This window comes from Acinetobacter sp. NIPH1876, assembly GCF_022808535.1.
GTDB lineage: Bacteria > Pseudomonadota > Gammaproteobacteria > Pseudomonadales > Moraxellaceae > Acinetobacter > Acinetobacter higginsii.
In genome coordinates this window covers 293,827-318,107 of record NZ_JALGBR010000001.1, presented here as the reverse complement: position 1 = coordinate 318,107, position 24,281 = coordinate 293,827, and the positions used below count along the sequence as shown (strand labels likewise).

The window sequence follows — 24,281 nt, the reverse complement described above, 5'->3', positions numbered from 1 at the left end:
ATTTGCATCTTGTTTTTCATTCAACAGAGGAATTGTTCATGAGCCAAATCGTTGACATCCGCGCACGTGAAATTTTGGACTCTCGTGGTAACCCAACCATCGAAGCAGACGTTATTTTAGAATCTGGGGTTGTTGGTCGTGCATGTGCACCATCTGGTGCTTCAACTGGTTCTCGTGAAGCTTTAGAACTTCGTGATGGCGACAAAGCACGTTATTTGGGCAAAGGTGTTAAAACTGCGGTTAATAACGTAAATACCATTATCCGTGACGCTTTAGTGGGCAAATCAGTATTTGAACAAAAAGACATCGATAATACGATGATCGCGCTTGATGGTACTGAAAACAAAGAAAAATTAGGTGCTAACGCAACTTTAGCTGTTTCATTGGCTGCTGCGCGCGCTGCTGCTGATGAAAAGAAAATTCCTCTTTTCCAATATATCGCTGATCTTCGTGGTCAAACGACTTTGACCATGCCTGTACCAATGATGAACATCATCAATGGTGGTTCGCATGCAGACAATAATGTTGATATTCAAGAGTTCATGATTGAACCGGTAGGCTTCACTTCTTTTGCTGAAGCATTACGTGCAGGTGCTGAAATCTTCCATTCACTAAAATCAGTTTTAAACAAAAAAGGTTTAAATACTGCTGTGGGTGATGAAGGTGGTTTTGCGCCAAACTTGCGTTCAAACGAAGAAGCAATCACTGTTATCCTTGAAGCGATTGGTCAAACTGGTTACAAAGCTGGTTCTGATATTATGTTGGCACTTGACTGTGCTTCTTCAGAATTCTACAAAAATGGTCAGTACATCCTTGCTGGTGAAGGTAATAAAGCATTCACAAGCAACCAGTTCTCTGACTATTTAGCTGGTCTTGTAAACCAATACCCAATCATTTCGATTGAAGATGGTTTAGATGAATCTGACTGGGAAGGTTGGAGCTACTTAACATCAATCCTTGGTGACAAAATCCAATTGGTTGGCGACGATTTATTCGTAACTAATCCTAAGATTTTACAACGCGGTATTAATGAGAAAGTAGGTAACTCTATTCTGATCAAATATAACCAGATTGGTACATTGACTGAAACTCTAGATGCAATCTACCTTGCAAAAGCAAATGGCTATAGCACTGTAATCTCACACCGTTCAGGTGAGACTGAAGATTCAACAATTGCTGACTTGGCAGTGGGTACAGCAGCTGGTCAAATCAAGACTGGTTCACTATGCCGTTCTGACCGTGTAGCGAAATATAACCAATTGCTTCGTATTGAAGAATTAACGAACGCAGCTTACCGCGGTAAAGCTGAATTCAAAGGTCTAAACTAAGGTCAATTTATCTATGTTGAATACTTCTGATCATCTTTCTTTACAAAAGACAGAAACTCTGCAAATTCATAATCCTATAGAATTTGCAGATGATCTTCCTTGTAAGAAGGATGTAGGGAATTTTTCATGATAGAGATGTTTCGATCGACCTCGAGTAAATTGATTTTAGTGCTTGTCATCGCTCTGGTGGCAAGCCTGCAGTATCAATTTTGGCTAGGTGAGGGAGGGTATTTTCCTCACCAAGCTTTAACTCAACAAATTACGCAGCAAGCAGAAATTAATACTGAGCTCAAAGAGCGAAATCGTATTTTAGCTGCAGAGGTTTTTGATTTAAAAAGTGGCAGTGAAGCCATTGAAGAACATGCACGTTTAGATTTAGGTTTGGTCAAGCCGAATGAAACCTTCGTACAAATGAGTACCATTAGTACCCATTACAAACCAATTTATATCGATCCAAACGCAAAAGAAGACACTGCAACCAATGAAAACCCAGACTAAGCTATGGGCGGTTGTACCAGCAGCTGGTTCTGGCAGTCGTTTTTCAAAAACTGAATTAAAACAATATCAGTATATTCAAGATCATACTGTACTTGAACATACGGTTAATCGCCTAAATACCTTAGATTTGGCTGGTTGTGTACTCGCCATTGGTGCACAAGATAATTTCGCCAAAACTCTCTCTTTTCAGCACAAAGATAAACTACATTTTTGTTTGGGTGGTACAGAGCGTGTCCATTCAGTTTTAAACGCCTTGATCTATTTATCTGACATTGCTCATGAAGATGATTGGGTGTTGGTCCATGACGCTGCACGGCCATGCGTAACTGTAAACTGTCTAATAAGGTTAGTCGAATCAGCACAACATTCAAATCAAAGTGCGATTTTGGCTATTCCAGTTCGTGATACGCTAAAACAAGTGGCTCCGCAAAATCAGATCGATAAAACTGTGAGTCGTGAGTTATTGTGGCAAGCACAAACGCCACAAATGGCGCAACTCGGCGTTCTTAAAAATGCGATTGAACAAGCTTTAGCCAATCACATCGTGATCACTGATGAAGCAAGTGCTTTGGAATATGTGAATGAGCCTGTACACGTGGTGCAGGGACGTTCAGATAATATCAAAATTACTTATGCTGACGATTTAGAACTTGCTCGCTTAATTCTTCAAGCTCAAAACTAAGCCTAATTAGCCCATATAAAAGTGCTTATTTTTTTGTTTAGCTCAAAATAGCCTAAGTAAATTTAAGTGATTTTTCCATTTTTTTTACATCAATCTAAATGACAAAATTTCTATGATTTGTTAAATTTGAATAACATACTTTATAACGGAACAACAAATGAAAAAATTATTCATTGCGGGCCTTTTTACTTTTTCTTTAGTTGGCTGCGCAACAACACCTCAACAACCTCAGGATACGGCGCAAGAAACAATCCGCTATTCATCTAGTCCATGTTTTGGTGCATGCCCAATTTATTCTGTTGAGATTACACCTGAAGGTGCTGTTCATTTCGATGGTAAACAATACACCAAAGTAACAGGTACTCAGGATTTAACTGTTGATCCTTCCGTTTATAAGAAATTACAACAAGAGCTAAAAACCTATCGTCCTGCGACGGGTTCAAATGTAAAGACAACTGGTTGTGAAGAAACAGCAACCGACCAGCCAAGTGCTTATTTCTCATGGAAAAAGCCTGATGGAACTGTAACAAAGCTTAGCCATTACACAGGTTGTATTTCTCCGGCAAATGCTGAGTTGAATAAGGTAATTGATAAATTACCTAAACTGATCGGTATTGACGATCTGGTTCGTTAAGCTCACTGCTGCAAAAATAGACAAAACTAGCAGTTATGCTAGTATAGGTATAAGCGCAATCAGGTGGAGGAGTCTTTAATGACAGCTTTTACAATCATGAAAATGAGTACGCAAGAGGAAAGTCTTCTTCCTAAGCTTGCTGTAGAAGCATTCCGTAATGCGTTTGAAGAAGCTAGTGAATCCTCTACTGTGGTCTATGCCAAAGGTCGTCAACTGTTAAAACAGCATCCAACTGGTGAGACTGAAGTGATCAAGGATATCTCAGGCGCTTATACTACTATTGAAGCATCGCGTACTCTATTGAAGCGTAAAAAAAAGCAGGCTGTTGTATAAGTTAATGCGACAGTCTACGCCTAGAATTCGCATGTTTGCTGGTCCAAACGGTTCTGGTAAAAGTACGATTAAAGAATATTTATTGCCCCGACATATTGGGGCATATTTAAATGCAGATGAACTCGAAAAAACCTTAAATCAAACTCATCGCTTGGACTTAAAGATTTATCATGAGTCTCTAGACGCACTAAAATTGATTGCTTTTTTAAAAACCAAAAAGAAAGAATTGAATCAAAAAACCTGTAAGTTATTAAGTCAAGAACCTGAATTACTCAGTGAGCACCTTATTCTTTTTGCTATTCAAGATATTGATTCATATCTTGCTGCCAGAATTATCGACTTTATCCGTTTGGAATTTCTAAGCTTAAAAATTAGTTTTACCTTTGAAACAGTTATGTCGCATATCAGCAAAGTTGAGTTTCTGAAAATGGCTCAGGAGCAAGGGTTTAAAACTTATCTGTACTATGTTTCAACGATTGACCCTGAAATCAATATTGCGCGGGTACAGTATCGAGTAAGTACTGGTGGACATGCTGTAGCAGAACCCAAAATTCGTGATCGTTATTACCGTAGCATGGACTTACTCATGCAAGCCATTGAGGTGAGTGATCGAGCTTTTATATTTGATAATTCTTCTGATGGTGAAAAAGCAGCTTTTTTAGCAGAAATTGAACAAGCGGATCGACTAAGAATCAATCCAATCGTGACAGTCTTTCCTGTTTGGTTTGCAGAAAGAGTACTTGCTGAGTTTGAATAGTCAGTCTATTCAAGAAATGTGATGCTTGTTCACATCCTGTTTTTATGCTCAAGAGTCAAATTAACTTACTTAATTTTAGAAAATATTTACCAAGATGTGCCATTTTTCGTATAAATCACGATTTAGAGGCTAATATTGAATAGATTTATTCAAATGTTATTTAAAATAATATATTATAAAAATATATATTGAATGGTGAGAGAGGATGATGACAAGTATTATTCTAGCTTTGATTGGTGGCGCGTTAATTGGATTAGCGGCTGTTGGTTATTTATACGTCAATGGGCGTGTCGCGGGTGTGAGTGGTTTGATTGCCCAATTATTACAGCCTAAAACATTTTTGCCTAGTTCGGCTTTTTGGTTTTTATTAGGCCTGATTATTACACCCTTTATTTATCAAATTTTTGTCAAGCCTGAAATTATTATGCAGTCGTCTCCGCTCGCTTTGATCATTGCTGGACTGTTGGTAGGCTTTGGGACACGTTTAGGTTCAGGTTGTACCAGTGGACATGGAATCTGTGGGATTAGCCGTTTATCGCCACGTTCAATGGTTGCCACAATTACATTTATGATCGCTGGTTTTGTTACGGTGTATGTGGTGCGTCATATTCTGGGAGCAGCGTAATGAAGAATTTATTTGCATTGATTTTCGGCAGTCTATTTGCGCTAGGTCTCTTGGTTTCTGGAATGTCAAATCCTGAGAAGGTATTAAGTTTTCTAGACATTTTTGGCGCGTGGGATATTAGCTTGATGTTTGTGATGATTGGTGCAATTGCAGTTGCATTTCTCCCATTTCAGAAAGCTTTACGCAATCCAAAAACATTATCAGGTGAGGCGATTGTTTTACCAAAGAATAATCAAATTGATAAGAAGTTGATCATAGGTGCGATATTATTTGGTATGGGTTGGGGAATTGCAGGCATTTGCCCAGCACCCGCAATTACTCTGATCGGACTGGGTTATTTTGAAGTTTGGTATTTTATTGGAGCAATGCTGCTCGGCATGTTGATCCATCGTCTTTGGGCCAAACAGTAGGAGAAATGCAGTGCAATATCCAGCAGTCAAAGCCTTTTTTGATGAGCAAAGTAATACCTTTAGTTATGTTGTACATGATGCTGAAACAAAACATTGTGCAATTATTGATAGTGTTTTGGATTATGATGCTGCCTCGGCATCAACATCTACACAGCATGCAGATGAGATCATTGCTTATATTGAATCTCAAGCCCTTACCGTTGAATGGATATTGGAAACGCATGTTCATGCCGATCATTTAACGGCGTCACAATATCTGAAATCTAAGCTTGGCGGCAAGATTGCCATGAGTGAGAAAATTGCCATTGTTCAGGAAACATTTAGTGCAATTTATCATATGGATATGAAGTATTTTAATACGCATCAAGTGTTTGATTATCTGTTTAAAGACCATGAACACTTCCGTATCGGAAACTTAGCGGCATATAACATACCGACACCAGGACATACACCTGCGTGCTTAAGTTATGTGATCGGTGATGCTGTTTTTATTGGTGATACCTTATTTATGCCCGATTATGGAACGGCGCGTTGTGATTTCCCAAAAGGCAGTGCGAATATCTTATTTGATTCTGTGCAAAAACTGTATCAATTGCCAGAACTTACACGTGTCTTTTTATGTCACGACTATAAACCAGAAGGTCGTGATACATATAGTTATGAAACAGATATTCGGGCACAGAAGCAAAGCAATATTCACTTAAATGCAAAAACACTGAAGCATGAGTTTGTACAAATGCGTCAAGCACGTGATGCAACTTTGTCGATGCCTAAGCTTATTCTACCGGCAATTCAAATCAATATGGATGCAGGCCGATTCCCAGAACCCGAGTCTAATGGGGTTCGCTATTTAAAGTTACCTTTGAATTATTTTAATTAATCATCACACACTCAATCGTTCAAAGGGAATTGAACGATGTCTTTTCTCGCACATTAAGAATGAAAAATGAAGCTTAGGTTTTGTTTGAACACTTAATTGTTATGTTATAACATAACAATTGAAAATAAGGAGTTCAATGTGCGTTACAAAGCCCTGGCAATAGCCATTCTATTCATTCATCAGCAAGCATCTGCAAATGAGCAGGATAGTCCTGTTATCTTGCCAAAAATCAGTTTAAAAGCAGAAACAGATCTTTCAATCGGGAACAATATTGTTGTAGAGAATCGAAATACACAAAATCAAACTTTAGGGGATGCACTCAAGCAGGTGTCAGGTGTACAGAGTAGTGCCTTTGGTCCCAATGCAGGAGCACCAGTTATCCGCAGCTTAAGTGGCAATCGTGTACAAATTCTTGAGGATGGACTATCGATTTATGGCATGAATGCTATCAGTGGTAATATTGCCATTTCATTTGATCCTTTATTTAATCAATCTATTCAGGTAAATAAGTCATCGGATAGTGTGCGATACGGCGGAAATGCCATCGGTGGTAGTGTAAATGTAGAGAATGGTCTGATTAGCAAAGAAATTCCCAAGAAAGATCATAATTTAGAGTTGGCTGTGCGAAAAGGTTGGAATAATACAGATGCACATGGTTTTAAGCTGAATTTAAATAATCAAAGCAACTTTTCAACCAATTTTTTATTTTCTAAACAAGACATTTCTTCTTATAAAATTCCAGGTGACAGCAAGGCTGAGCAATGTAATAGCGCAGTATTTCCTGCAACAGGTGGTGTGAATTCAGCGTTGGCAGATGCTTGTCAAAAAGATACGCGCATACAGCAGATCTATAACACCGCATCGCAAAAATATATTGACCAATTTATGACTGAAAATCCAGATTGGGCAGATGGGAAATTTTCATTCTATACCGATAAGCCGTCATCTGTTTGGAGTGGTAAGACATATATCAACCCAGCAAATCCTGAATATATTGCTGATACACCCAAGTTTAAAGAAAACAGAATTAATAACGATGTGACACCAAATTACAATCGAAAGCTAGGCAATAGCTATTTGGAAAATCAGCATTATGCGATCGGAAGTACTTACTTTCTGCAAAATGGCTATATTGGCTTGAGTGCAGATTCCCAGAAAAATGCATACGGTGTACCAGGCTTTTCTTTAGAAAATAAGTCGTTTCAATCTTCTTATGATGATGGTCTACCTGTAGGAATAAAGACGGATCAACGAAAATATACATTGGATAGTCAATATAATTTTGATACACCATTTTTTAAGGGAATCGACTTCAAAGCGAATCAAGTGATCAATCGTTCAGGTGAATATCTCGGGACACAGTTAGCAAATGATTACCGCTTTAATACCAAACAAGTTGAAATACTATTCAGACATCAACCTTTGCCGTATTTAAATGGTCTACTTGGGCTGAGTCAGAGTAATCGAACTGTTGAAGGACAGGGGAAACTACGCTATTTACCCAATGTAAATACCAAGACACACGCCATTTTTGTTCAAGAGAAAATTGATCTAGATTGGCTTTCTTTCGATGCAGGCTATCGCCAAGAACGTATTGATCACTCGATCAAAGACAGTGATTTTAAAGTCTCTCGCAACTCGCCGAATTCTAAGTTGCAAGATACTAATTTCGATTTAGAAAGCTATAGTTTTGGTTCATATCTCAGAATGAATGACTATCTAGGCATGAAGCTTAGATATTCAGTATCGGAGCGTGCGCCTGAGCTGAATGAACTTTATGCCAGTGGTAATCACTATTCGATCATGGTTAATGAGCAAGGAAATCAAAAGTTAGCGCCTGAAAAATCTAAAAATACAGAGCTGACCGCTTTATTCAATTATCAAGATTTTAATCTTGAGGCTACCGTGTATAAGATGAAATTTGAAAACTATCTCTATCTCACTCATTCTGGCATGCAAACGGCGAACCGCTTACCACTCAAATACTGGACTCAAACAGATACTGAAATCACAGGTTATGAAGTTGATCTAAAACAAAAAATTAATACACAGCATTTGGGGCTTTTTACCCTAGGCGTGTTTGCTGATTTTGTGAAAAATAAAAATTTAAATCCGAATCGAACGAGCTTGTTTAATGATGGCAATTATTTACCAAACATGCCAACCAGTCGCTACGGTGCAAGCGTAGAGTGGAGTAAAGGGGATTGGGCGGCACGTCTCTCAAGTATTTATTATGATAAACCGAAATACCTAGGCAAGAATGTTTCGGAGGAAGAGCCATTGCCAGCCTTCAATATGGTCGATATGCAGATTAGCAAGCATCTAAAATTAAAGAACTCTGATATTGACGTGTTCCTAAACGGTTCAAATTTACTGAATGAGGAGGCGAGACCGCATAATTCCCCATTGAAATATATTGCACCATTGCCAGGGCGTGGTTTTCAGCTTGGTGTAAGTATGAAGATATAAGGTGATATAAATCTGGCCACTGAAAGAAAATCGCAAGAAGCGCTTTCAGTGGTCGCCACTTAACACGATTGATTTAAATTTTTTAATGAATTTTTGACGATTAGATCATGTACCAAGGAGACCGGAAGCATATAAATCTTTCCAAAAAGATTGTAAGTAATCACACTGGTTGTGACGGTCAACTCATTCTCCTGTTCATTATGTTCCTGAAGCTGTAATGCGACCAATACGCTGAGATGTTTATCTGTAGATTGTAAATATAATTCCTTGTCCGTAATTTTCACCACATCAAAAAAATCCAACTTTTCATTGATCTGAACATTTTCGGGTTTAACCGAATCAAAGCCGCTGATCGGTTGGACACCTCCTAACCTTAAACTTAAAAAATCTCTGATTTTAAATGCAATACGTAACCAAAAGGGTGGATGTCCTGTCATTAAATTATAAACTTGCATCACTGTTAGGTTCTTATCGATGTATTGATGTGCTTCATGTAGGTAGTTAAGCACTGCTAATGGAGCAACCAAAGGATGAAGATCATTCTGATGTTCCATTGTGCTTATTCCTAGATTTTATAGATATATGAAATTTATAATAATTTATAGATGAATTACTGAATGTTTGTCAATCACATTATCTGACGATTATTTTGAATTTAGTTTGATATTCTATTATAAAATGGCTTTTCTAATTGATATTTATTTTGCTAAGCTAAATTAAATTTCACATAATTTATAGAAAATTTAACTACAGCAAGACCGATTTTATAACATAGAGAAATAACTCCTTACTTTGATAAAGGTTGGTTTTTTTTGGGAAGTTGATTTTCCCATTCCACATTTTAACGATATATATTAAAAAGGAAAAAAACATGCATCAACACAACTTCAATTTATCTGATCATTTTAAATTGGGCATTTTTGCCTCTAATTGTTCTGGAGGTTTAACACCTTCAACTCTAGATGATGGCTGGGATGCCAGCTGGAGCCAAAATTTAGAATTAGCGCAAATGGCCGATGATGCTGGAATTGATTTCATGTTATCCGCGGCACGTTTTATTGGTCATGGTGGCAAAAAGGATTTTCATGGAACAGTATTAGAGACCGTGACATGGACATCTGCATTATTGGCAAAAACTAAAAATATTCAGATCTTCGCTACTTTGCATACCGTGCTGAATCATCCAATTGTGGTCGCAAAACAAATCGCAACTATGGCCCAAGTCAGTGATAATCGTGTCGGTTTAAATATCGTCGCAGGGTGGAATAAGCCTGAATACGACGCGATGGGTTTACAATTGCCTGATGATCATGAGACACGATACGGTTATGCACAAGAATGGTATGAATTAATTAAAAAAACATGGCAAAGCACTGAGCCATTCAACTGGGACGGTAAATTTTTTCAAACGCAAGGCACTTATGGAAAACCAGCTCCTCAAGTTTTTCCACCCATTTTTAATGCCGCTGGTTCAAAAGAAGGACGTGAGTTCGCCATTAAAAATTCAGATTTTTTATTTACGCCCGCTGCCGATCTAGCGCGTTCAATGACAGAAATTAAAGAACTTAAAGATGAAGCCGAAACATTAGGTCGGAAAATTAAAGTCCTGACCTTTGCCCATGTGATTTGCCGCGCTACTGAAGAAGAAGCCAAAGCTGAGTGGGATCGGCAATTAAATAATGCTGATCACGGTGCGATAGAGCAATTGATGGATACCTTATTTTCGTTTTGCAAATCTTTTCCAGCTGATTTACGTGAACAATTACGCCAACGTATTGCCGTAGGTCATGGTGGTTTTCCGTTGGTTGGGACGCCTGAACAAGTGGCAGAAGGGCTGATACTGTTAGGTGAAACAGGTTTTTCAGGTAGCACCTTGTCTTTTCTCAACTACACCCAAGAATTTCCATATTTCAGGGATCATGTTTTACCGATTTTAAAGGACAGAGGCTTACTGAAAGCTTAGGCTTATGGAGTTTGAGATGATCTTTTGATGTATCAAAGATTATCTCAATTTGTTGCGAGTCCTTTATTTATATGAAAAAAATGATGAATTTTGAGTAAGCATCTTTACTTTTTGTGCTATAAAATTAGCTCAATAATTAAACTTGAGAATAACAAATGTCTGAACAGAAATATCATTGGTACTTAATTGCTTATACATTTAATGATAAGAGTAATAATGGCAATACCAGAAATTTTAGTATTCAGCTACCGCTAGAAACATTCTTGCCACCAGTTTCTAAATCTAAATTGAATGAATTAAGCGTCATTGGCGCCGAGTGGATCCAAAAGAATGATCCTACGGCTCAGCCAGAGAATTTATTTGCGATCTCAATTTGCTATTTAGGTGAAATGGCTCAATCACAATTTAATGCTTAGGTTAGATGTAAAAGAAGGCCCTTCAGGGCTTTCTTTTTATAATTAAAACAAACTTTTAAGTTCTTAAAAGGGTAAAAGATGAGTGACTATATCAGTATCAATAAGCATGCTTGGAATTTAAAAACAAATGCGCATATCAAGAGCGATTTTTATAACAATATTTCCTTTCTAAGAGGAAGAAACACGCTAAACCCAATAGAACTGGGTATTTTAGGAGATATTTCAGGAAAATCCATACTACACCTACAATGTCATTTCGGACAAGATTCTATGTCTTTGGCTCAACTTGGAGCTAATGTTACAGCTATAGATTTTTCAGAAGAAGCCATTAAAAAAGCTAAAGAGTTTAACGATGAACTGGGTTTAAATGTCGACTTTATTTGCTCTAATATTTATGAACTACCCAATATTTTAGACAAAAAATATGATTACGTATTTACGAGTTATGGCGTTATAGGATGGTTAGAAAATTTAGATTTATGGGCTAAGGTGATATCCAATTTCTTAAAAATTGGAGGTAAATTTTTAATTGTTGAATTTCATCCAATCATATGGATGTTTGATGATCAAATTAAAAATATAACATATAGCTACTTCAAAAACGACCCTATAAGTGAAACATCTACTGGCTCTTATGCAGATAAATCAGCAGAAATAGACTATCAAGCAATCACTTGGAATCATAGCCTGAGTGAAATATTTACAAGTTTAATCAATCATGGAATAAATGTTCTGGAATTCAAAGAATATGATTACTCATTCTATAATTGTTTTGCCAATATGACGAAAGAGAATGAAAAATACAGGATTGAGCATTTTGGCAAAAAATTACCATTAATGTTCTCAATATTGGGTGAAAAGAACCAATAAATTTATTAAATATTAATAACTTGTTTTTTGAAACTCTTTAATTTTTTGGATGTTATATGAAAAAAGTGATGAATTTTGAGTAAGCCTCTTTACTTTTTATGCTATAAAGTTAGCTCAATAATTAAACTTGAGAATAACAAATGTCTGAACAGAAATATTATTGGTATTCATTTTCTATTTAGGTGGATTGACTCAATTACAATTTAATGCTTAAGAAAGCAGATGTTGTAAGTCCCTAATTTAATAAAATGCCAGTTTTAGAGATTGCTGTTTTATTTGGAATAAATAAAAACTATGAGGCAAGTTCGTTAGTAAAGAAAGATTTTTTAAGGTTAATTCACCCAATTTAAAAATACTTGATAAATAAAGGTGAGATTAGCAATATTGATTTGAACAATAGAGCCTAGATAGGTTTTACATTAATCAATATATTCAATAAGTTGCTGTGGAATTCAATGGATGTGACTTAGGTTGTATCGGTGTATATTTCAAAAAAAAGCAGAAGAAAATTTTTTAGTTGGCCTAGGAGTAAAAATATTCCATCCACTTTAAATATTATAAGTAATCAATTTTATACGGAACTGGTCACTGACCGCTCTAAATTACAGAATATCTACCCAACAGGAGTAAAAGATATCTGTGGAAAAATTATCTAGGTATAAACACTTAATCCATATCATCTAAACTTTAAAAATGTTACATTTCCTTAAAAATTATCGTGTTTTTTAGGACAAATTAGATGAATGCAAAATTCAAAAATTTAATGATATTAATTCTATTTATGGCTCAGTCGACTTATGGTAAAGAAGAATTGACTAAAGATGAGTTTTTTATGAAATCAGAATTAATAAAATTAGCTTTTAGTTGTTCAGAATTAAACAATATTGCAAAAAATGATAATAATGCAAAAAGGTTAGGTGTAATAGCTATGGCTCACGGATTTGAAATTTCTAAATTTACAATTAAAGAATTAAAAAAAGATAAAAAAGTTGATCAATTTTTAATGGATTTGAATACACACTATAAAATCAACAATGATGTGTATGCTGGTTTTTTGCTTGGTAAACAACAAAATGAGATAGAAAATAAAACCAATCAATTAGTGAATGACTTGAGCGAAAATAATTATGATAAAAGAGAAAGTGTAGCTAAGCAGTTGATTATTCATAAACAATGTAATTTACTATAATAAATTCAAAAGATTTTTCACTCAATTTAAAATTTGGCTCTTTATATAAATGACTGATATAGAAATAGAAACACATCCATTGCAACCTTTTTTACCTGTGACTGCAAAGCTACTAATGTTGGGCAGTTTTCCGCCGCCGCAAACTCGCTGGAAGATGGATTTTTACTATCCGAACTATCAAAATGATATGTGGCGAATCTTTGGTCTGATCTTTTTTAATGATAAAGATCACTTTTTAGATTTGCCCAATAAAAACTTTAAAGAGCAACTGATTCGTGAGTTCTTAACTCAAATTGGTGTAGGAATTTTTGACACAGCCTATCAAGTGAAACGTTTGCAAGGTAATGCTTCTGATAAATTTTTAGAAATTGTCACGCCTACAGATTTATCCAAATTACTGGAACAAATTCCAATGTGCCATACCATCATGACTACAGGCGATAAAGCAACAGATACGCTGATGTTACACTTTCCAGAGCAAGCTAGTAAGCCTATGATTGGACAGTCGGTGCAGGTAAATTATGCTGATCGAGAGCTGAATTTATACCGATTACCGTCATCATCGCGAGCCTATCCATTAGCACTGGAAAAGAAAGCTGAAGCCTATAAGCAATTTTTTGAACAAATTGGCTTGGTATAAATATAAATAAGGGGGAAATAAATGCAGGATGTCGCAAGCCCAATTGATTTAAGAAATTTCGCTGATGCTTTGGAATGGCAAGAAACGGCGAATATAAAAAGGCCGTGGCGCAAGGACTTCTTTGAGTATTATGCCAATCTCATTAGACAGCATGTTTCTGAACAATATCAGGTACTAGAACTTGGTTCTGGGCCTGGTTTTTTAGCCCAACATTTGCTCTCACAGCTTACTAACATTGAATATACTGCTTTTGATTTTTCAGAAGCGATGCATCAACTAGCACAAGAAAAGCTCAATACTGTTGAAAGAGCACAGGCAACCTATATTATTGGAAGCTTTAAAGCTGCTGATTGGCAGAATACATTCTCTCAGAAGTATGATTTGATTATTATCCATCAAGCATTACATGAGCTTCGACATAAATGCTATGCAACCGATTTTCATAAAATCGTAAAAACCCTATTAAAACCTCAAGGCTATTATTTAGTGTGTGATCATTTGTGTGCAGCACATGCGATGCAAAATGATCAGCTTTATATGACCAAACAAGAGCATTTGGATGCACTTGAACAGGCATCTTTTACACAGATTAAGATGCCGTTAGAGATAGAAGGGCTGTGTTTGTTTGAAATGACTTTGGGTTAAGTTAAATGTGCCATCATCCGAGGATATTTAACCCATCTAAACGTATTGATTTTGAATTCTCTTACATGAGTAAATTCAGACCAAATCAATTGACTTCCTTTTGTCGATTGTAGCGGTTTAGTCCGCCGATCAACGGCAAGCTTTTCCTGTTCCGTGGCTGGACGTAAATCACCAATTTCGACATATAAGCGTATGCCAAAATGATGATCAAAATGACCTTTGATGAAGGACTTTAACCAGAACCACCTATTGGTATTAATCGCTTGAATACAAGCTTGGGTGTTTTGAATAAGGTTCTCACTTAGCTTTTCAGTATATGTATCAAAGAAATAAGCGGTTTGGTTGTCATTTAAAAAGATTGTGCCTATAGGGGTGATGGTCGGCTGCCCTGAAGGATCTACTGTTGCAATAGACGCATGTAAAGATGACTTGTGTGCAACAGCAAATACTTGCTGAATATTTTTTCCAATCTTTTTCCGAAATCATATGGTTATCTTTTATGTTAATTATAATCGTAACTTAGCACAAAATAATTAAAAAAATATCGCTCTTTAGAATGAAAAAAGAGGTCAATTCAGCAAATTAAATCTTATTGAATGGATGATTTACATCATCCATTCAACGGGAAAATAAGACACAAAGTGCATGGTAAAACGTTGGAATCTGGTACTTTCAGGATCGTGATGGTGCTCAATAACCTCACCATTTTCTTTATGTTCATACCACACAATATTGCCGTTTTGATCTAATTTGAGCTGATAAGCCACTTGTAATAAATGCTGATCCAGCATGGCGGTGATTTGGTCTTGTAAATGATCAGATTCCACTACTAAACCAACTTCAGTGTTTAAATGGGCAGAGCGTGGGTCAAAGTTAAACGAACCAATAAAAACTTTTCCATCAACATCAAAAAATTTGGCATGCAAACTTGAACGGTTCTTACCTTTTACAGGAATCACGCTCCCTGTCGCAATTTCATACCAAGTCCGTTTTTTACGTTCAATATTCGGTTTAAACTCATACAGTTGTACGCCATTTTGTAAAAGTGGTTTACGGTATTGGCTGTAAAAAGAATGCACCACGGCGACATCATTGGCCACCAAGCTATTGGTCAATACACGGACTTGGATACCATCTTTGGAGAGCTGATTGAGGTAGGTGGTTCCTTGTTTTGTAGGAACAAAATAAGCCGAGACTAATTCCATATGTTGTGCTGGTTTACCCATAATGTTCAGAACTTGAGCATATAAAAGCTCCTGATCTTTGGCTTGTCCTAAGGCCTTATTCGGATGATCTGCGACAAAATGTGCTTTTGCCCATTGGATTGGATAATTTTGTAGACGTAATTTTAAATAATCTTGAGCGGCTTCGAGTTTATCTTCGGTGGGTGTATCCACTTGATCTAAGGCTTTATAAGTATTTCTTAAACTTTCCAGTTGTTGAGGCGTACCAGAACCCATTAATTGTTGTGTTGAATAGCTGAGTTTATCTGACCAGAATTCATCGAAGACCTGTTCTGTTCGATCAACGGCTTTACCGTAGAACAAAATATCCATGTCGCTAAACTGAAACTGGTCACTAGCCTCAAAATATTCACTACTGATATTGCGCCCACCCGTTACTGCGATTGAATGATCGGCAATAGTGAGCTTATTGTGCATACGATGATTAATCTGTTTCAGTCTAAATACATAATCAATAAAACGTAAGTGCCTAAACTTATAAGGATTGAAAATACGGATTTCAAAATTTGGATGCTGGGCGAGGGCTTTTAAGGTTTTATCTAGTTTTATGCCATTCTGATCATCAATCAATAAACGGACTTTTACTCCGCGATCAGCTGCTTTGAGCAACTCATGCAGCATCATGTTGCCAATGGCATCGTCATTCCAAATATAATATTGTAAATCCAATTGATGCTTGGCATTTCGAATTAAATGAATACGGGAAGCAATACTTAAAAAGGCATCATCCAATGCTAAAAATGCAGTTAAACCTTTTTCAATATTAAGATCGGCTTGTGGATCATTCATCCACTTTGTTTTCGTATGCAAGGAGTTACTCCGATCATGGTTCTGATTGGGTGGCAAAGAACAGCCACCAATTCCTAACATGATAACAAGTGTCATTATCTTAAAATGGTATGAATTGTTTATCATTTTATTGATCAAGCGTGTGGATCCAACAGTAATGTATAGATGATTGATTTTCTTATATATCTAAATGCCGTTTTGTTCCAAGGGTGAAATGTAATTATAAAGATAATCAATGGGTTATCATTTCAATAATCTAATTTTCTATGTAAATACACTCCAATGGACACAGCCTTAATAGAATCTAGATCAACAAATATTGAGCTTAAGTACTATACTGGTGTATAGTATATTTTTAGATTTAATGTGGTCAACATTATGCCTAAACAGTTAGAGGATAAAAAAAAGATTCTCACGCGTGTAAGACGAATTCAAGGTCAGGTTCAGAGTGTGGAACGTGCATTGGAAAATGACACAGAATGTGCTGATATTTTGCAGCAAATCTGTGCAGTTCGTGGAGCATTAAATGGTTTGATGACGGAACTTCTCGAAATTCACCTCAAAGATACCTTAGTTGTTGGTGAATCGTCCGAGTTGCAACGCAGTCAAGAGCTCATTCAAGTCAGTAAAATTCTTAAATCTTATTTAAAGTAAAATTCAGGAGTGTCATTGTGATTAAATCTCGTGCAGCCGTTGCCTTTGCCGCAGGCGAACCATTACAAATCGTAGAGCTTGATGTTGAACCACCTAAAGCGGGTGAAGTCCTGATTAAAATTACCCATACAGGAGTGTGCCATACCGATGCCTTCACTTTATCAGGTGATGATCCAGAAGGTGTTTTCCCAGCAGTGTTGGGTCATGAAGGTGCTGGAGTAGTGGTGCAAGTTGGTGAAGGTGTGACCAGTGTTGCAGTCGGTGACCATGTGATTCCGTTGTATACCGCTGAATGTAAGGAATGTTTGTTCTGTAAATCGGGAAAAACCAATTTATGCGTTGCTGTTCGTGCAACTCAAGGTAAAGGTGTGATGCCAGATGGCACAACACGTTTTTCTTATAATGGACAACCGATTTATCACTATATGGGTTGTTCAACCTTTAGTGAATATACCGTCGTTGCAGAAGTGTCTTTGGCAAAAATTAATCCAGAAGCCAACCATGAACAAGTGTGTTTACTCGGTTGTGGTGTAACCACAGGGATTGGTGCGGTACATAACACGGCGAAGGTACAAGAGGGCGATAGCGTTGCTGTGTTTGGTTTGGGGGGTATTGGTCTTGCTGTAGTACAAGGTGCACGTCAGGCCAAAGCTGGACGTATTATTGTAGTAGATACCAATCCAGATAAATTTGAACTGGCAAAGCAGTTTGGTGCAACTGACTTCTTAAATCCAAAAGATTATGATCAGCCAATTCAACAAGTGATTGTTGAAATGACAGGTTGGGGCGTTGACCATTCTTTTGAATGTATCGGCAATACCAATGTGATGCGTTCAGCTTTGGAATGCGCACATCGCGGTTGGGGACAATCGGTGATTATTGGGGTTGCAGGTGCAGGTCAGGAAATTTCAACACGTCCATTCCAGTTGGTGACAGGACGTAAATGGATGGGAACTGCTTTCGGTGGGGTAAAAGGCCGTAGCCAATTACCGAAAATGGTAGAAGATGCAATGAAAGGTGAAATTGAGTTGGCACCATTTGTAACGCATACCATGCCGTTGGACGATATTAATCATGCCTTTGACCTAATGCATGAAGGTAAGTCGATTCGTACCGTGATTCACTTCTAATTTAAAAATGATAGGATTTGATGGTGTGAAATACATCATCAAATCTTGGGTAATATGCAATGTCAAAAGCACAATTAAAGCTACATGTGCGAATCTTATCTGATGAGCAGATTGCTTTTGGTCCAGGTAAAGCTGAGCTACTTGAAGCAATCCATCGTACAGGATCAATATCCCAAGCCGCGAAATCTATGGATATGAGTTATCGCCGTGCATGGCAATTGGTGGATACCATGAATCAATGCTTTCATTCCAATCTGGTCGATACCCAAACAGGCGGAACGCATGGTGGTGGTGCAGTGCTAACCGAATTGGGGCAAGTGGTGCTCAAGAAGTTTAGAGCCATGGAGCAGCAAGCAATTCAGGCTGTCGCAACTGAGTTTGAAGATCTAGCTAACTATCTAAAAGTAAATAAATAATCTTATAAATATAAATAATTTAAATAGTATTTCATGGTCTTTGTTTTGATCCTTTCTCTCTCAATAAAAATTTGCTGAGTTATAGCGCATAGGTATTTTTGTCGAATCTTTTTAGCACCATCATTAACCATTCAAACGAACTAGTATTTTAGTTTTTTACTAAGTTATTGATTTATATATTAAAAATACTTTTGGCACGCTTTCTGCTTTTATCTATTCAAACTTGTATACAAGATAGGATTCATAAAGTGAGCGAAATAAAAACTTTAGGCTGGACAATTTCTGAATGGCAAACAGCGTATTTAAAGCAAGAAATTCAACTCGATATTTTGCAGGAGTTAGTTTCAGCACTTGATCCTAAGGACGTTGCTTGGATTTCTCTTGCGAGTGCAGATTTAGTTGAGCAACAAATTCAATCTTTAAAGCAATTGACTCAAGATGCGGAAAATCTGCAAAAACAATTTCCTCTCTATGGTGTGCCGTTTGCAGTCAAAGACAATATTGATGTCGCTGGTTTTGTTACCACGGCAGCATGCAAGGCATTGAATCGTGTTGCAACACAAGATGCTGAAACGGTTCGATTACTTAAACAAGCAGGAGCGATTGTCGTTGGCAAAACCAATCTTGATCAATTTGCCACAGGCTTAGTTGGCACACGTTCGCCATTTGGGGCTGTACCGAATAGTTTTAAACCTGAATATGTCAGTGGTGGTTCAAGTTCAGGTTCTGCCAGTGTGGTAGCAAGAGGTTTAGTTCCATTTTCTTTAGGAACAGATACCGCTGGGTCAGGACGTGTGCCAGCAGCATTTAATAATATTGTCGGTTTAAAGCCAACCAAAGGGCGCTTTTCTAATCGTGGTTTATTACCTGCAGTAAAAAGTATTGATTGTATTTCAATCTTTGCTCTCACAGTGACTGATGCTGAATTGGTGGCTGCTCAAGTCGAAGCTTATGACACTTTAGATAGCTATTCACGTCAGCATCCTAAAAACGTACCTGCACGTTTTTCCAGCAAATTGAAATTTGCCATTCCGAATAAATTGAACTTCTTTGGTGACGAGCAAGCAGAAAAAGCCTTTCAACACACCATTCAATTACTGGAAAGCTTAAATGCTGAAATTACTCAAATTGATTTTTCTGCTTTTGAGCAACTTGCAGCACAACTTTATCAAGGCCCTTGGGTGGCAGAACGCACTGCAGCGGCTGCCGATCTCCTCAAAACCAATGCTGCTGATTTTGATCCGACCGTTTTAGAAATTATTCAACAAGGTGAAAAATATTCAGCAGTGGATGCCTACAATGCTGAATATTTAAAACAGGATTTGACTCGAAAAATCCAAGCTAGCTTGGCTGAGTTTGATGCCTTGATCGTGCCAACTTCACCAACGATTTATACCATTGAACAAATACAACAGCACCCGATTGAATACAACGCGCATTTCGGCACGTATACCAATTTCACCAACCTCGCTGATTTAAGTGCCTTGGCATTACCTGCAGGCTTTAGAGCTGACAACTTACCTTTTGGTATCACCTTAATTGCACCTGCTTGGCATGATGCAGCCTTGGTGCATTTCGGCAAAGCATGGCAGAACTATTTAGCACTGAAACTCGGTGCTTTAGATAAGACATTAGCTGTAGCAAGTGCACCGACTTTGCTGTCTCCTCACCATATTCGTGTTGCGGTTGTAGGGGCACATCTAACGGGAATGCCACTGAATTTCCAACTCACCACGCGTGGTGCCGTGCATGTCGAAACCACCAAAACCTCTCAGGATTATGCGCTGTATGCCTTGAATGGCACGGTTCCGCCAAAACCAGGTTTGGCTCGTCAGCAAGATGGACAAAGCATCATTGTCGAGCTTTGGGATGTACCAACAGCACGCTTCGGTGAGTTTGTAGCAGAAATTCCAACCCCATTGGGTATGGGCAATGTCGAACTTGAAGATGGCCGTTGGGTTAAAGGTTTTATTTGTGAACCCTATGGCTTAGGCGATGCGGAGAATATCAGCCATTTTGGCGGTTGGAGAGCGTATATCCAACATCGCAATAACCAAGTAGCAAATGCAGCCAATTAATTTTTAGGGGGAAATCATCATGTTTAAGACCGTACTTATTGCAAACCGTGGTGAAATTGCTGTTAGAGCAATTCGAACGCTGAAAAAATTAGGCATTACCAGTGTCGCGGTTTATTCGGACAGCGACCGTTATGCACAGCATGTACAGGATGCAGATGTCGCAATTGCACTAGATGGTTTAAAACCAGCTGATACTTATTTGAGTATCGAAAAACTGATTCAAGCCGCTAAACAGACTGGGGCAGAAGCAATTTTTCCGGGCTATGGTTTTCTGTCTGAGAGTGCAGATTTCTCTCGTGCTTGTGAAGAAAATAACATTGCCTTTATGGGGCCAACTGCAGAACAGATTCTAGAATTTGGTCTAAAACACCGTGCACGTGAACTTGCCGCAGCGGCGCATGTACCAATGACTCCTGGTACAGGCTTGTTGGACAGTTTGGAGGAAGCATTGACTGCGGCTGAGCGGATTGGTTATCCAATCATGCTCAAAAGCACTGCGGGTGGCGGTGGTATTGGCCTGACCCGTTGCGACACCCCACAAGCACTAGCAGATGCGTATGAAAGCGTGAAACGCCTAGGTGAGCAGTTCTTTAAAGACGCAGGTGTTTTTATTGAATGCTTTATTGATAAAGCACGTCATGTCGAAGTACAGATTTTTGGGGATGGTAAAGGTCAAGTAGTTGCGTTTGGTGAGCGTGATTGTTCATTGCAACGTCGTAACCAAAAAGTGGTTGAAGAAACACCTGCGGCGAACTTACCTGAAGCAACCCGTAAAAAGTTACATCAAGCTGCAGTAGAACTGGGGCGCTCTGTGAATTATCGCAGTGCAGGAACGGTTGAGTTTATTTATGATGCCAAGCGGGATGAGTTTTATTTCCTTGAAGTGAATACTCGTTTACAGGTGGAGCATCCAGTAACGGAAATGGTGACAGGTCTTGACCTGATCGAGTGTATGCTCAAAGTCGCGGCTGGCGATGCATTGGATTGGGAGTATCTCAGCAATATCCAACCGCAAGGGGCTGCAATTGAAGTCCGAGTCTATGCTGAAGATCCTGTTAAAAATTTCCAGCCAAGTCCGGGTGTGCTTACAGAAGTCTCATTTCCAGAAGGTATTCGTGTTGATACTTGGGTGAAAACAGGCACCGAAATTTCCCAGTATTTTGATCCAATGATTGCCAAGATTATTGTGCATGCGGAAGATCGAGCTACTGCGATTGAAAAACTAAAAGTGGTTTTAGCTGAAACACGTTTAAATGGCATCAGCACCAACTTGGACTATGCACGTGCGATTGTTTCTGACCAACGATTTGAATCCATGCAAATCTGGACACGTATGCTGGATGATTTTGACTATTCACCAAAAGTCATTGAAGTGATCCAAGCAGGTACACTCAGTTCAATTCAAGACTATCCAGGGCGTACAGGCTATTGGGATATTGGTGTACCGCCATCAGGTCCTATGGATGATTATGCATTCCAACTGGCTAATCGCATTGTGGGTAATGATGCAAAAGCAGCTGGGTTTGAATTTACCTTGGTGGGGCCAAGCTTAAAGTTCCATGCTGATACCACCATTGCACTCACAGGCGCGAGCTGTACTGCTGTGCTAGATGATCAACTTATTGCTTTTTGGCAACCGATTAAGGTCAAAGCAGGTCAAACTTTAAAAATAGGTCAAGTGGCTTCCGGCTGCCGTACTTACTTAGCCGTGCGTGATGGACTGGATGTACCCCTATATTTGGGTAGCCGATCAACCTTTGCATTAGGTAATTTTGGTGGTCATGCAGGACGGACTTTACGTGTTGGCGACATGATCAAAATGGTTGATGCAGAACTTGCCAGTGCGGAATTACCGCTGGCAACGGAGACACCACAAGCCTTATCCAAAGATCTCATTCCAGAATACAGCAATGAATGGGAAATCGCAGTGCTGTATGGACCGCACGGCGCACCTGATTTCTTTAAACCTGAATATGTGGAAGAATTCTTTGCCTCTGAGTGGACGGTTCACTTTAACTCAAACCGTTTAGGGGTCAGACTTTCAGGTCCGACACCGAGCTGGGCAAGAGAGAATGGCGGTGAAGCCGGTCTACATCCATCCAATGTGCATGACTGTGAATATGCCATTGGTGCGATCAACTTTACCGGTGATTTCCCTGTGATTTTGGCAAAAGATGGTCCTAGTCTTGGTGGATTTGTTTGTCCTGTGACCATTGCCAAAGCCGAGTTATGGAAAGTAGGCCAACTGAAAGCCGATGACAAAATCCGTTTTTATCCTATCACGGCGGAACAAGCCAATGCGTTAGAGCGTAAGCAAATCGATAATATTCAGAACTTTGCAGATGCCACCAAAGTCGTTGAAACCATTGAACCTGTTCAAGACGTGTTTACCACCATTTTGGCTCAACGTGAACCAACTGATTTATCACCAAAAACTGTGTATCGCCAAGCAGGTGATAGCTATATCTTACTCGAATATGGTGAAAATGTTTTAGATTTGGCGCTTCGTCTGCGTGTGCATCAACTGATTCAAATGATCCGTGATGCCAATCTTGCAGGTGTTTTGGAACTGTCACCGGGCGTACGTTCACTACAAATCAAATATGATGGTCTGGTGATTCCTCAAGCTGAGCTCATTCATCAATTGCTTAAACTTGAAGATGAAATGGGCGATTTAAGCCAGCTTAAGATTCCATCGCGTATTGTACATTTGCCAATGGCGTTTGAGGACAGTGCGACTTTAGGTGCAGTGGAGCGTTATCAGGAAAGTGTGTGTGCTAAAGCGCCGTGGTTGCCGAATAATGTTGATTTTATCCAACGAATTAATGGGCTTGCACATCGAGATGAAGTCAAAGACATTATTTTCGACGCCAATTATTTAGTACTCGGTTTGGGCGATGTCTATCTAACAGCGCCATGTGCGGTGCCGATTGATCCACGTCACCGTTTACTCAGCTCTAAGTACAATCCTGCACGTACTTTTACTGCGGAAGGTACTGTTGGTATTGGTGGGATGTACATGTGTATTTATGGTATGGATTCACCGGGTGGTTATCAGCTGATTGGGCGAACGTTGCCGATCTGGAACAAGTTTAAAAAGAACAAGCAATTTGGTGATAAACAATGGTTCTTGCAATTCTTTGACCAGATTAAATATTTCCCTGTGACTGAAGCTGAACTGAATGAGTGGCGCGCAGATTTTGAAAATGGTCGCGCTCAAATTCAGATTGAAGAAACTGAGTTTGACTATGCCGACTATGTGCAGTTCTTAGACAAAGAGGCTGAAAGTATTGCTGCATTTAAGGAGAAGCAACAACAGGCCTTTAGTACTGAGGTGAGTCGCTGGAAAGAGGAATTTGCTGCACAACCTGAACAGCATGTAGAACAAGCCAATCAGGTCGATTACAGCCATCTTTCTTCTTTAAATGCATCAATGACAGGTAATATCTGGAAGATCTTTGTGGAACATGGTCAAGAGATTAAAAAAGGTGAAACTGTTGCTATTATTGAAGCCATGAAAATGGAGTTACCTGTCTATGCGGAAGAGGATGGTATTGTTAAGGCCATTATTTGTAGAGCAGGGCAAACCGTACACAGTGGTGAACCATTGGTCTATATGGAATAAGCTTGA

The 24,281-nt window shown here is 38.5% G+C and carries 23 protein-coding genes and 1 pseudogene; 21 read left to right on the top strand and 3 right to left on the bottom strand.

From position 1 onward, the window contains the following. Positions 1-38 precede the first annotated feature (38 nt). From eno to MN869_RS01480, 10 genes are all read left to right on the top strand, one after another. Entirely contained in the window at positions 39-1,328 is a 1,290-nt protein-coding gene (gene eno, locus MN869_RS01525; protein ID WP_004806818.1) for a phosphopyruvate hydratase, read from the top strand. 126 nt (positions 1,329-1,454) lie between these two features. Next, positions 1,455-1,826: a cell division protein FtsB gene (gene ftsB / locus MN869_RS01520; RefSeq protein WP_004806821.1), complete on the top strand. Its 372-nt coding sequence runs from the start codon at positions 1,455-1,457 to the stop codon at positions 1,824-1,826. Beyond that, complete coding sequence (gene ispD, locus MN869_RS01515) at positions 1,810-2,508, top strand: 2-C-methyl-D-erythritol 4-phosphate cytidylyltransferase (RefSeq protein WP_033132871.1); 699 nt, start codon at positions 1,810-1,812, stop codon at positions 2,506-2,508. The genes ftsB and ispD overlap by 17 nt, the downstream gene beginning before the upstream one ends. Before the next feature lie 157 nt (positions 2,509-2,665). After that, entirely contained in the window at positions 2,666-3,142 is a 477-nt protein-coding gene (locus MN869_RS01510) for a DUF6438 domain-containing protein (protein ID WP_033132870.1), read from the top strand. A 78-nt stretch (positions 3,143-3,220) separates the two neighbouring features. Next, complete coding sequence (locus MN869_RS01505; protein WP_033132869.1) at positions 3,221-3,475, top strand: hypothetical protein; 255 nt, start codon at positions 3,221-3,223, stop codon at positions 3,473-3,475. 4 nt (positions 3,476-3,479) lie between these two features. After that, positions 3,480-4,232, top strand: a complete 753-nt coding sequence (locus MN869_RS01500) for a zeta toxin (protein ID WP_033132868.1) — start codon at positions 3,480-3,482, stop codon at positions 4,230-4,232. A 208-nt stretch (positions 4,233-4,440) separates the two neighbouring features. Then, a complete protein-coding gene (locus tag MN869_RS01495) occupies positions 4,441-4,857 on the top strand; it encodes a YeeE/YedE thiosulfate transporter family protein (protein ID WP_033132903.1) in 417 nt (138 codons plus the stop codon). Beyond that, a complete protein-coding gene (locus MN869_RS01490) occupies positions 4,857-5,267 on the top strand; it encodes a DUF6691 family protein (RefSeq protein ID WP_033132867.1) in 411 nt (136 codons plus the stop codon). Before MN869_RS01495 ends, MN869_RS01490 begins: the two co-directional genes overlap by 1 nt. A 10-nt stretch (positions 5,268-5,277) precedes the next feature. Continuing rightward, the gene (locus tag MN869_RS01485) at positions 5,278-6,147 is read left to right on the top strand and encodes an MBL fold metallo-hydrolase (protein ID WP_033132866.1); all 870 of its coding nucleotides are present in this window, start codon (positions 5,278-5,280) and stop codon (positions 6,145-6,147) included. Between the two features lie 138 nt (positions 6,148-6,285). Then, positions 6,286-8,616 carry a TonB-dependent receptor gene (locus MN869_RS01480; protein ID WP_033132865.1) on the top strand — a complete coding sequence of 777 codons (2,331 nt, stop codon included), beginning with the start codon at positions 6,286-6,288 and terminating at the stop codon, positions 8,614-8,616. A 59-nt stretch (positions 8,617-8,675) separates the two neighbouring features. Here MN869_RS01480 and MN869_RS01475 read toward each other — a convergent pair whose 3' ends face one another. After that, positions 8,676-9,170 (bottom strand): DUF2867 domain-containing protein, encoded by a 495-nt coding sequence (locus tag MN869_RS01475; RefSeq protein WP_033132864.1) that lies wholly within the window; start codon positions 9,168-9,170, stop codon positions 8,676-8,678. Positions 9,171-9,487: 317 nt separating this feature from the next. Here MN869_RS01475 and MN869_RS01470 point away from each other — a divergent pair, with 317 nt between their 5' ends. The 6 genes from MN869_RS01470 to MN869_RS01445 all read left to right on the top strand — a co-directional run bounded on the left by MN869_RS01470 (position 9,488) and on the right by MN869_RS01445 (position 14,339). Further along, positions 9,488-10,579, top strand: a complete 1,092-nt coding sequence (locus tag MN869_RS01470) for an LLM class flavin-dependent oxidoreductase (RefSeq protein WP_033132863.1) — start codon at positions 9,488-9,490, stop codon at positions 10,577-10,579. Between the two features lie 155 nt (positions 10,580-10,734). Then, positions 10,735-10,995, top strand: coding sequence for a hypothetical protein (locus MN869_RS01465; protein WP_033132862.1), 261 nt, complete (start codon positions 10,735-10,737; stop codon positions 10,993-10,995). A 78-nt stretch (positions 10,996-11,073) separates the two neighbouring features. Then, a complete protein-coding gene (locus MN869_RS01460) occupies positions 11,074-11,865 on the top strand; it encodes a class I SAM-dependent methyltransferase (protein ID WP_033132861.1) in 792 nt (263 codons plus the stop codon). A gap of 739 nt (positions 11,866-12,604) precedes the next feature. Beyond that, positions 12,605-13,054: a hypothetical protein gene (locus MN869_RS01455; protein ID WP_033132860.1), complete on the top strand. Its 450-nt coding sequence runs from the start codon at positions 12,605-12,607 to the stop codon at positions 13,052-13,054. Between the two features lie 49 nt (positions 13,055-13,103). After that, the gene (locus MN869_RS01450; protein WP_005313610.1) at positions 13,104-13,694 is read left to right on the top strand and encodes a uracil-DNA glycosylase family protein; all 591 of its coding nucleotides are present in this window, start codon (positions 13,104-13,106) and stop codon (positions 13,692-13,694) included. A 21-nt stretch (positions 13,695-13,715) separates the two neighbouring features. Next, positions 13,716-14,339 carry a class I SAM-dependent methyltransferase gene (locus MN869_RS01445; protein WP_005313613.1) on the top strand — a complete coding sequence of 208 codons (624 nt, stop codon included), beginning with the start codon at positions 13,716-13,718 and terminating at the stop codon, positions 14,337-14,339. On the opposite strand, the pseudogene MN869_RS01440 reads toward MN869_RS01445, so the two are convergent. Both MN869_RS01440 and MN869_RS01435 read right to left on the bottom strand, forming a co-directional pair. After that, a pseudogene (locus tag MN869_RS01440) lies at positions 14,336-14,825 on the bottom strand (pyridoxamine 5'-phosphate oxidase family protein). The gene MN869_RS01445 and the pseudogene MN869_RS01440 sit on opposite strands and share 4 nt — an antisense overlap. Before the next feature lie 119 nt (positions 14,826-14,944). After that, the gene (locus tag MN869_RS01435; RefSeq protein WP_033132902.1) at positions 14,945-16,453 is read right to left on the bottom strand and encodes a phospholipase D family protein; all 1,509 of its coding nucleotides are present in this window, start codon (positions 16,451-16,453) and stop codon (positions 14,945-14,947) included. Positions 16,454-16,750: 297 nt separating this feature from the next. On the opposite strand from MN869_RS01435, the gene MN869_RS01430 reads away from it, so the two are divergent. From MN869_RS01430 to uca, 5 genes are all read left to right on the top strand, one after another. Continuing rightward, positions 16,751-17,026 carry a metal/formaldehyde-sensitive transcriptional repressor gene (locus MN869_RS01430; RefSeq protein ID WP_004653592.1) on the top strand — a complete coding sequence of 92 codons (276 nt, stop codon included), beginning with the start codon at positions 16,751-16,753 and terminating at the stop codon, positions 17,024-17,026. Positions 17,027-17,046: 20 nt separating this feature from the next. After that, positions 17,047-18,156: an S-(hydroxymethyl)glutathione dehydrogenase/class III alcohol dehydrogenase gene (locus MN869_RS01425; RefSeq protein WP_026057450.1), complete on the top strand. Its 1,110-nt coding sequence runs from the start codon at positions 17,047-17,049 to the stop codon at positions 18,154-18,156. Positions 18,157-18,215: 59 nt separating this feature from the next. Further along, positions 18,216-18,572 carry a LysR family transcriptional regulator gene (locus MN869_RS01420; protein WP_005203818.1) on the top strand — a complete coding sequence of 119 codons (357 nt, stop codon included), beginning with the start codon at positions 18,216-18,218 and terminating at the stop codon, positions 18,570-18,572. Positions 18,573-18,820: 248 nt separating this feature from the next. Beyond that, a complete protein-coding gene (atzF, locus tag MN869_RS01415) occupies positions 18,821-20,650 on the top strand; it encodes an allophanate hydrolase (protein ID WP_033132859.1) in 1,830 nt (609 codons plus the stop codon). A gap of 19 nt (positions 20,651-20,669) precedes the next feature. Further along, positions 20,670-24,275 (top strand): urea carboxylase, encoded by a 3,606-nt coding sequence (gene uca, locus MN869_RS01410; protein ID WP_033132858.1) that lies wholly within the window; start codon positions 20,670-20,672, stop codon positions 24,273-24,275. Positions 24,276-24,281: the final 6 nt, after the last annotated feature.

Excerpts from the sequence above, each read along its gene's own strand:
- ispD (WP_033132871.1), top strand. The coding sequence starts at position 1,810 with ATGAAAACCCAGACTAAGCTATGGGCGGTTGTACCAGCAGCTGGTTCT.
- MN869_RS01460 (WP_033132861.1), top strand. The coding sequence starts at position 11,074 with ATGAGTGACTATATCAGTATCAATAAGCATGCTTGGAATTTAAAAACA.
- MN869_RS01500 (WP_033132868.1), top strand. The coding sequence starts at position 3,480 with ATGCGACAGTCTACGCCTAGAATTCGCATGTTTGCTGGTCCAAACGGT.
- MN869_RS01505 (WP_033132869.1), top strand. The coding sequence starts at position 3,221 with ATGACAGCTTTTACAATCATGAAAATGAGTACGCAAGAGGAAAGTCTT.
- MN869_RS01510 (WP_033132870.1), top strand. The coding sequence starts at position 2,666 with ATGAAAAAATTATTCATTGCGGGCCTTTTTACTTTTTCTTTAGTTGGC.
- MN869_RS01475 (WP_033132864.1), bottom strand. The coding sequence starts at position 9,170 with ATGGAACATCAGAATGATCTTCATCCTTTGGTTGCTCCATTAGCAGTG.
- MN869_RS01450 (WP_005313610.1), top strand. The coding sequence starts at position 13,104 with ATGACTGATATAGAAATAGAAACACATCCATTGCAACCTTTTTTACCT.
- MN869_RS01435 (WP_033132902.1), bottom strand. The coding sequence starts at position 16,453 with ATGTTAGGAATTGGTGGCTGTTCTTTGCCACCCAATCAGAACCATGAT.
- MN869_RS01470 (WP_033132863.1), top strand. The coding sequence starts at position 9,488 with ATGCATCAACACAACTTCAATTTATCTGATCATTTTAAATTGGGCATT.
- uca (WP_033132858.1), top strand. The coding sequence starts at position 20,670 with ATGTTTAAGACCGTACTTATTGCAAACCGTGGTGAAATTGCTGTTAGA.
- MN869_RS01455 (WP_033132860.1), top strand. The coding sequence starts at position 12,605 with ATGAATGCAAAATTCAAAAATTTAATGATATTAATTCTATTTATGGCT.
- MN869_RS01430 (WP_004653592.1), top strand. The coding sequence starts at position 16,751 with ATGCCTAAACAGTTAGAGGATAAAAAAAAGATTCTCACGCGTGTAAGA.
- MN869_RS01490 (WP_033132867.1), top strand. The coding sequence starts at position 4,857 with ATGAAGAATTTATTTGCATTGATTTTCGGCAGTCTATTTGCGCTAGGT.
- MN869_RS01495 (WP_033132903.1), top strand. The coding sequence starts at position 4,441 with ATGACAAGTATTATTCTAGCTTTGATTGGTGGCGCGTTAATTGGATTA.
- MN869_RS01465 (WP_033132862.1), top strand. The coding sequence starts at position 10,735 with ATGTCTGAACAGAAATATCATTGGTACTTAATTGCTTATACATTTAAT.
- ftsB (WP_004806821.1), top strand. The coding sequence starts at position 1,455 with ATGATAGAGATGTTTCGATCGACCTCGAGTAAATTGATTTTAGTGCTT.
- eno (WP_004806818.1), top strand. The coding sequence starts at position 39 with ATGAGCCAAATCGTTGACATCCGCGCACGTGAAATTTTGGACTCTCGT.
- MN869_RS01420 (WP_005203818.1), top strand. The coding sequence starts at position 18,216 with ATGTCAAAAGCACAATTAAAGCTACATGTGCGAATCTTATCTGATGAG.
- MN869_RS01445 (WP_005313613.1), top strand. The coding sequence starts at position 13,716 with ATGCAGGATGTCGCAAGCCCAATTGATTTAAGAAATTTCGCTGATGCT.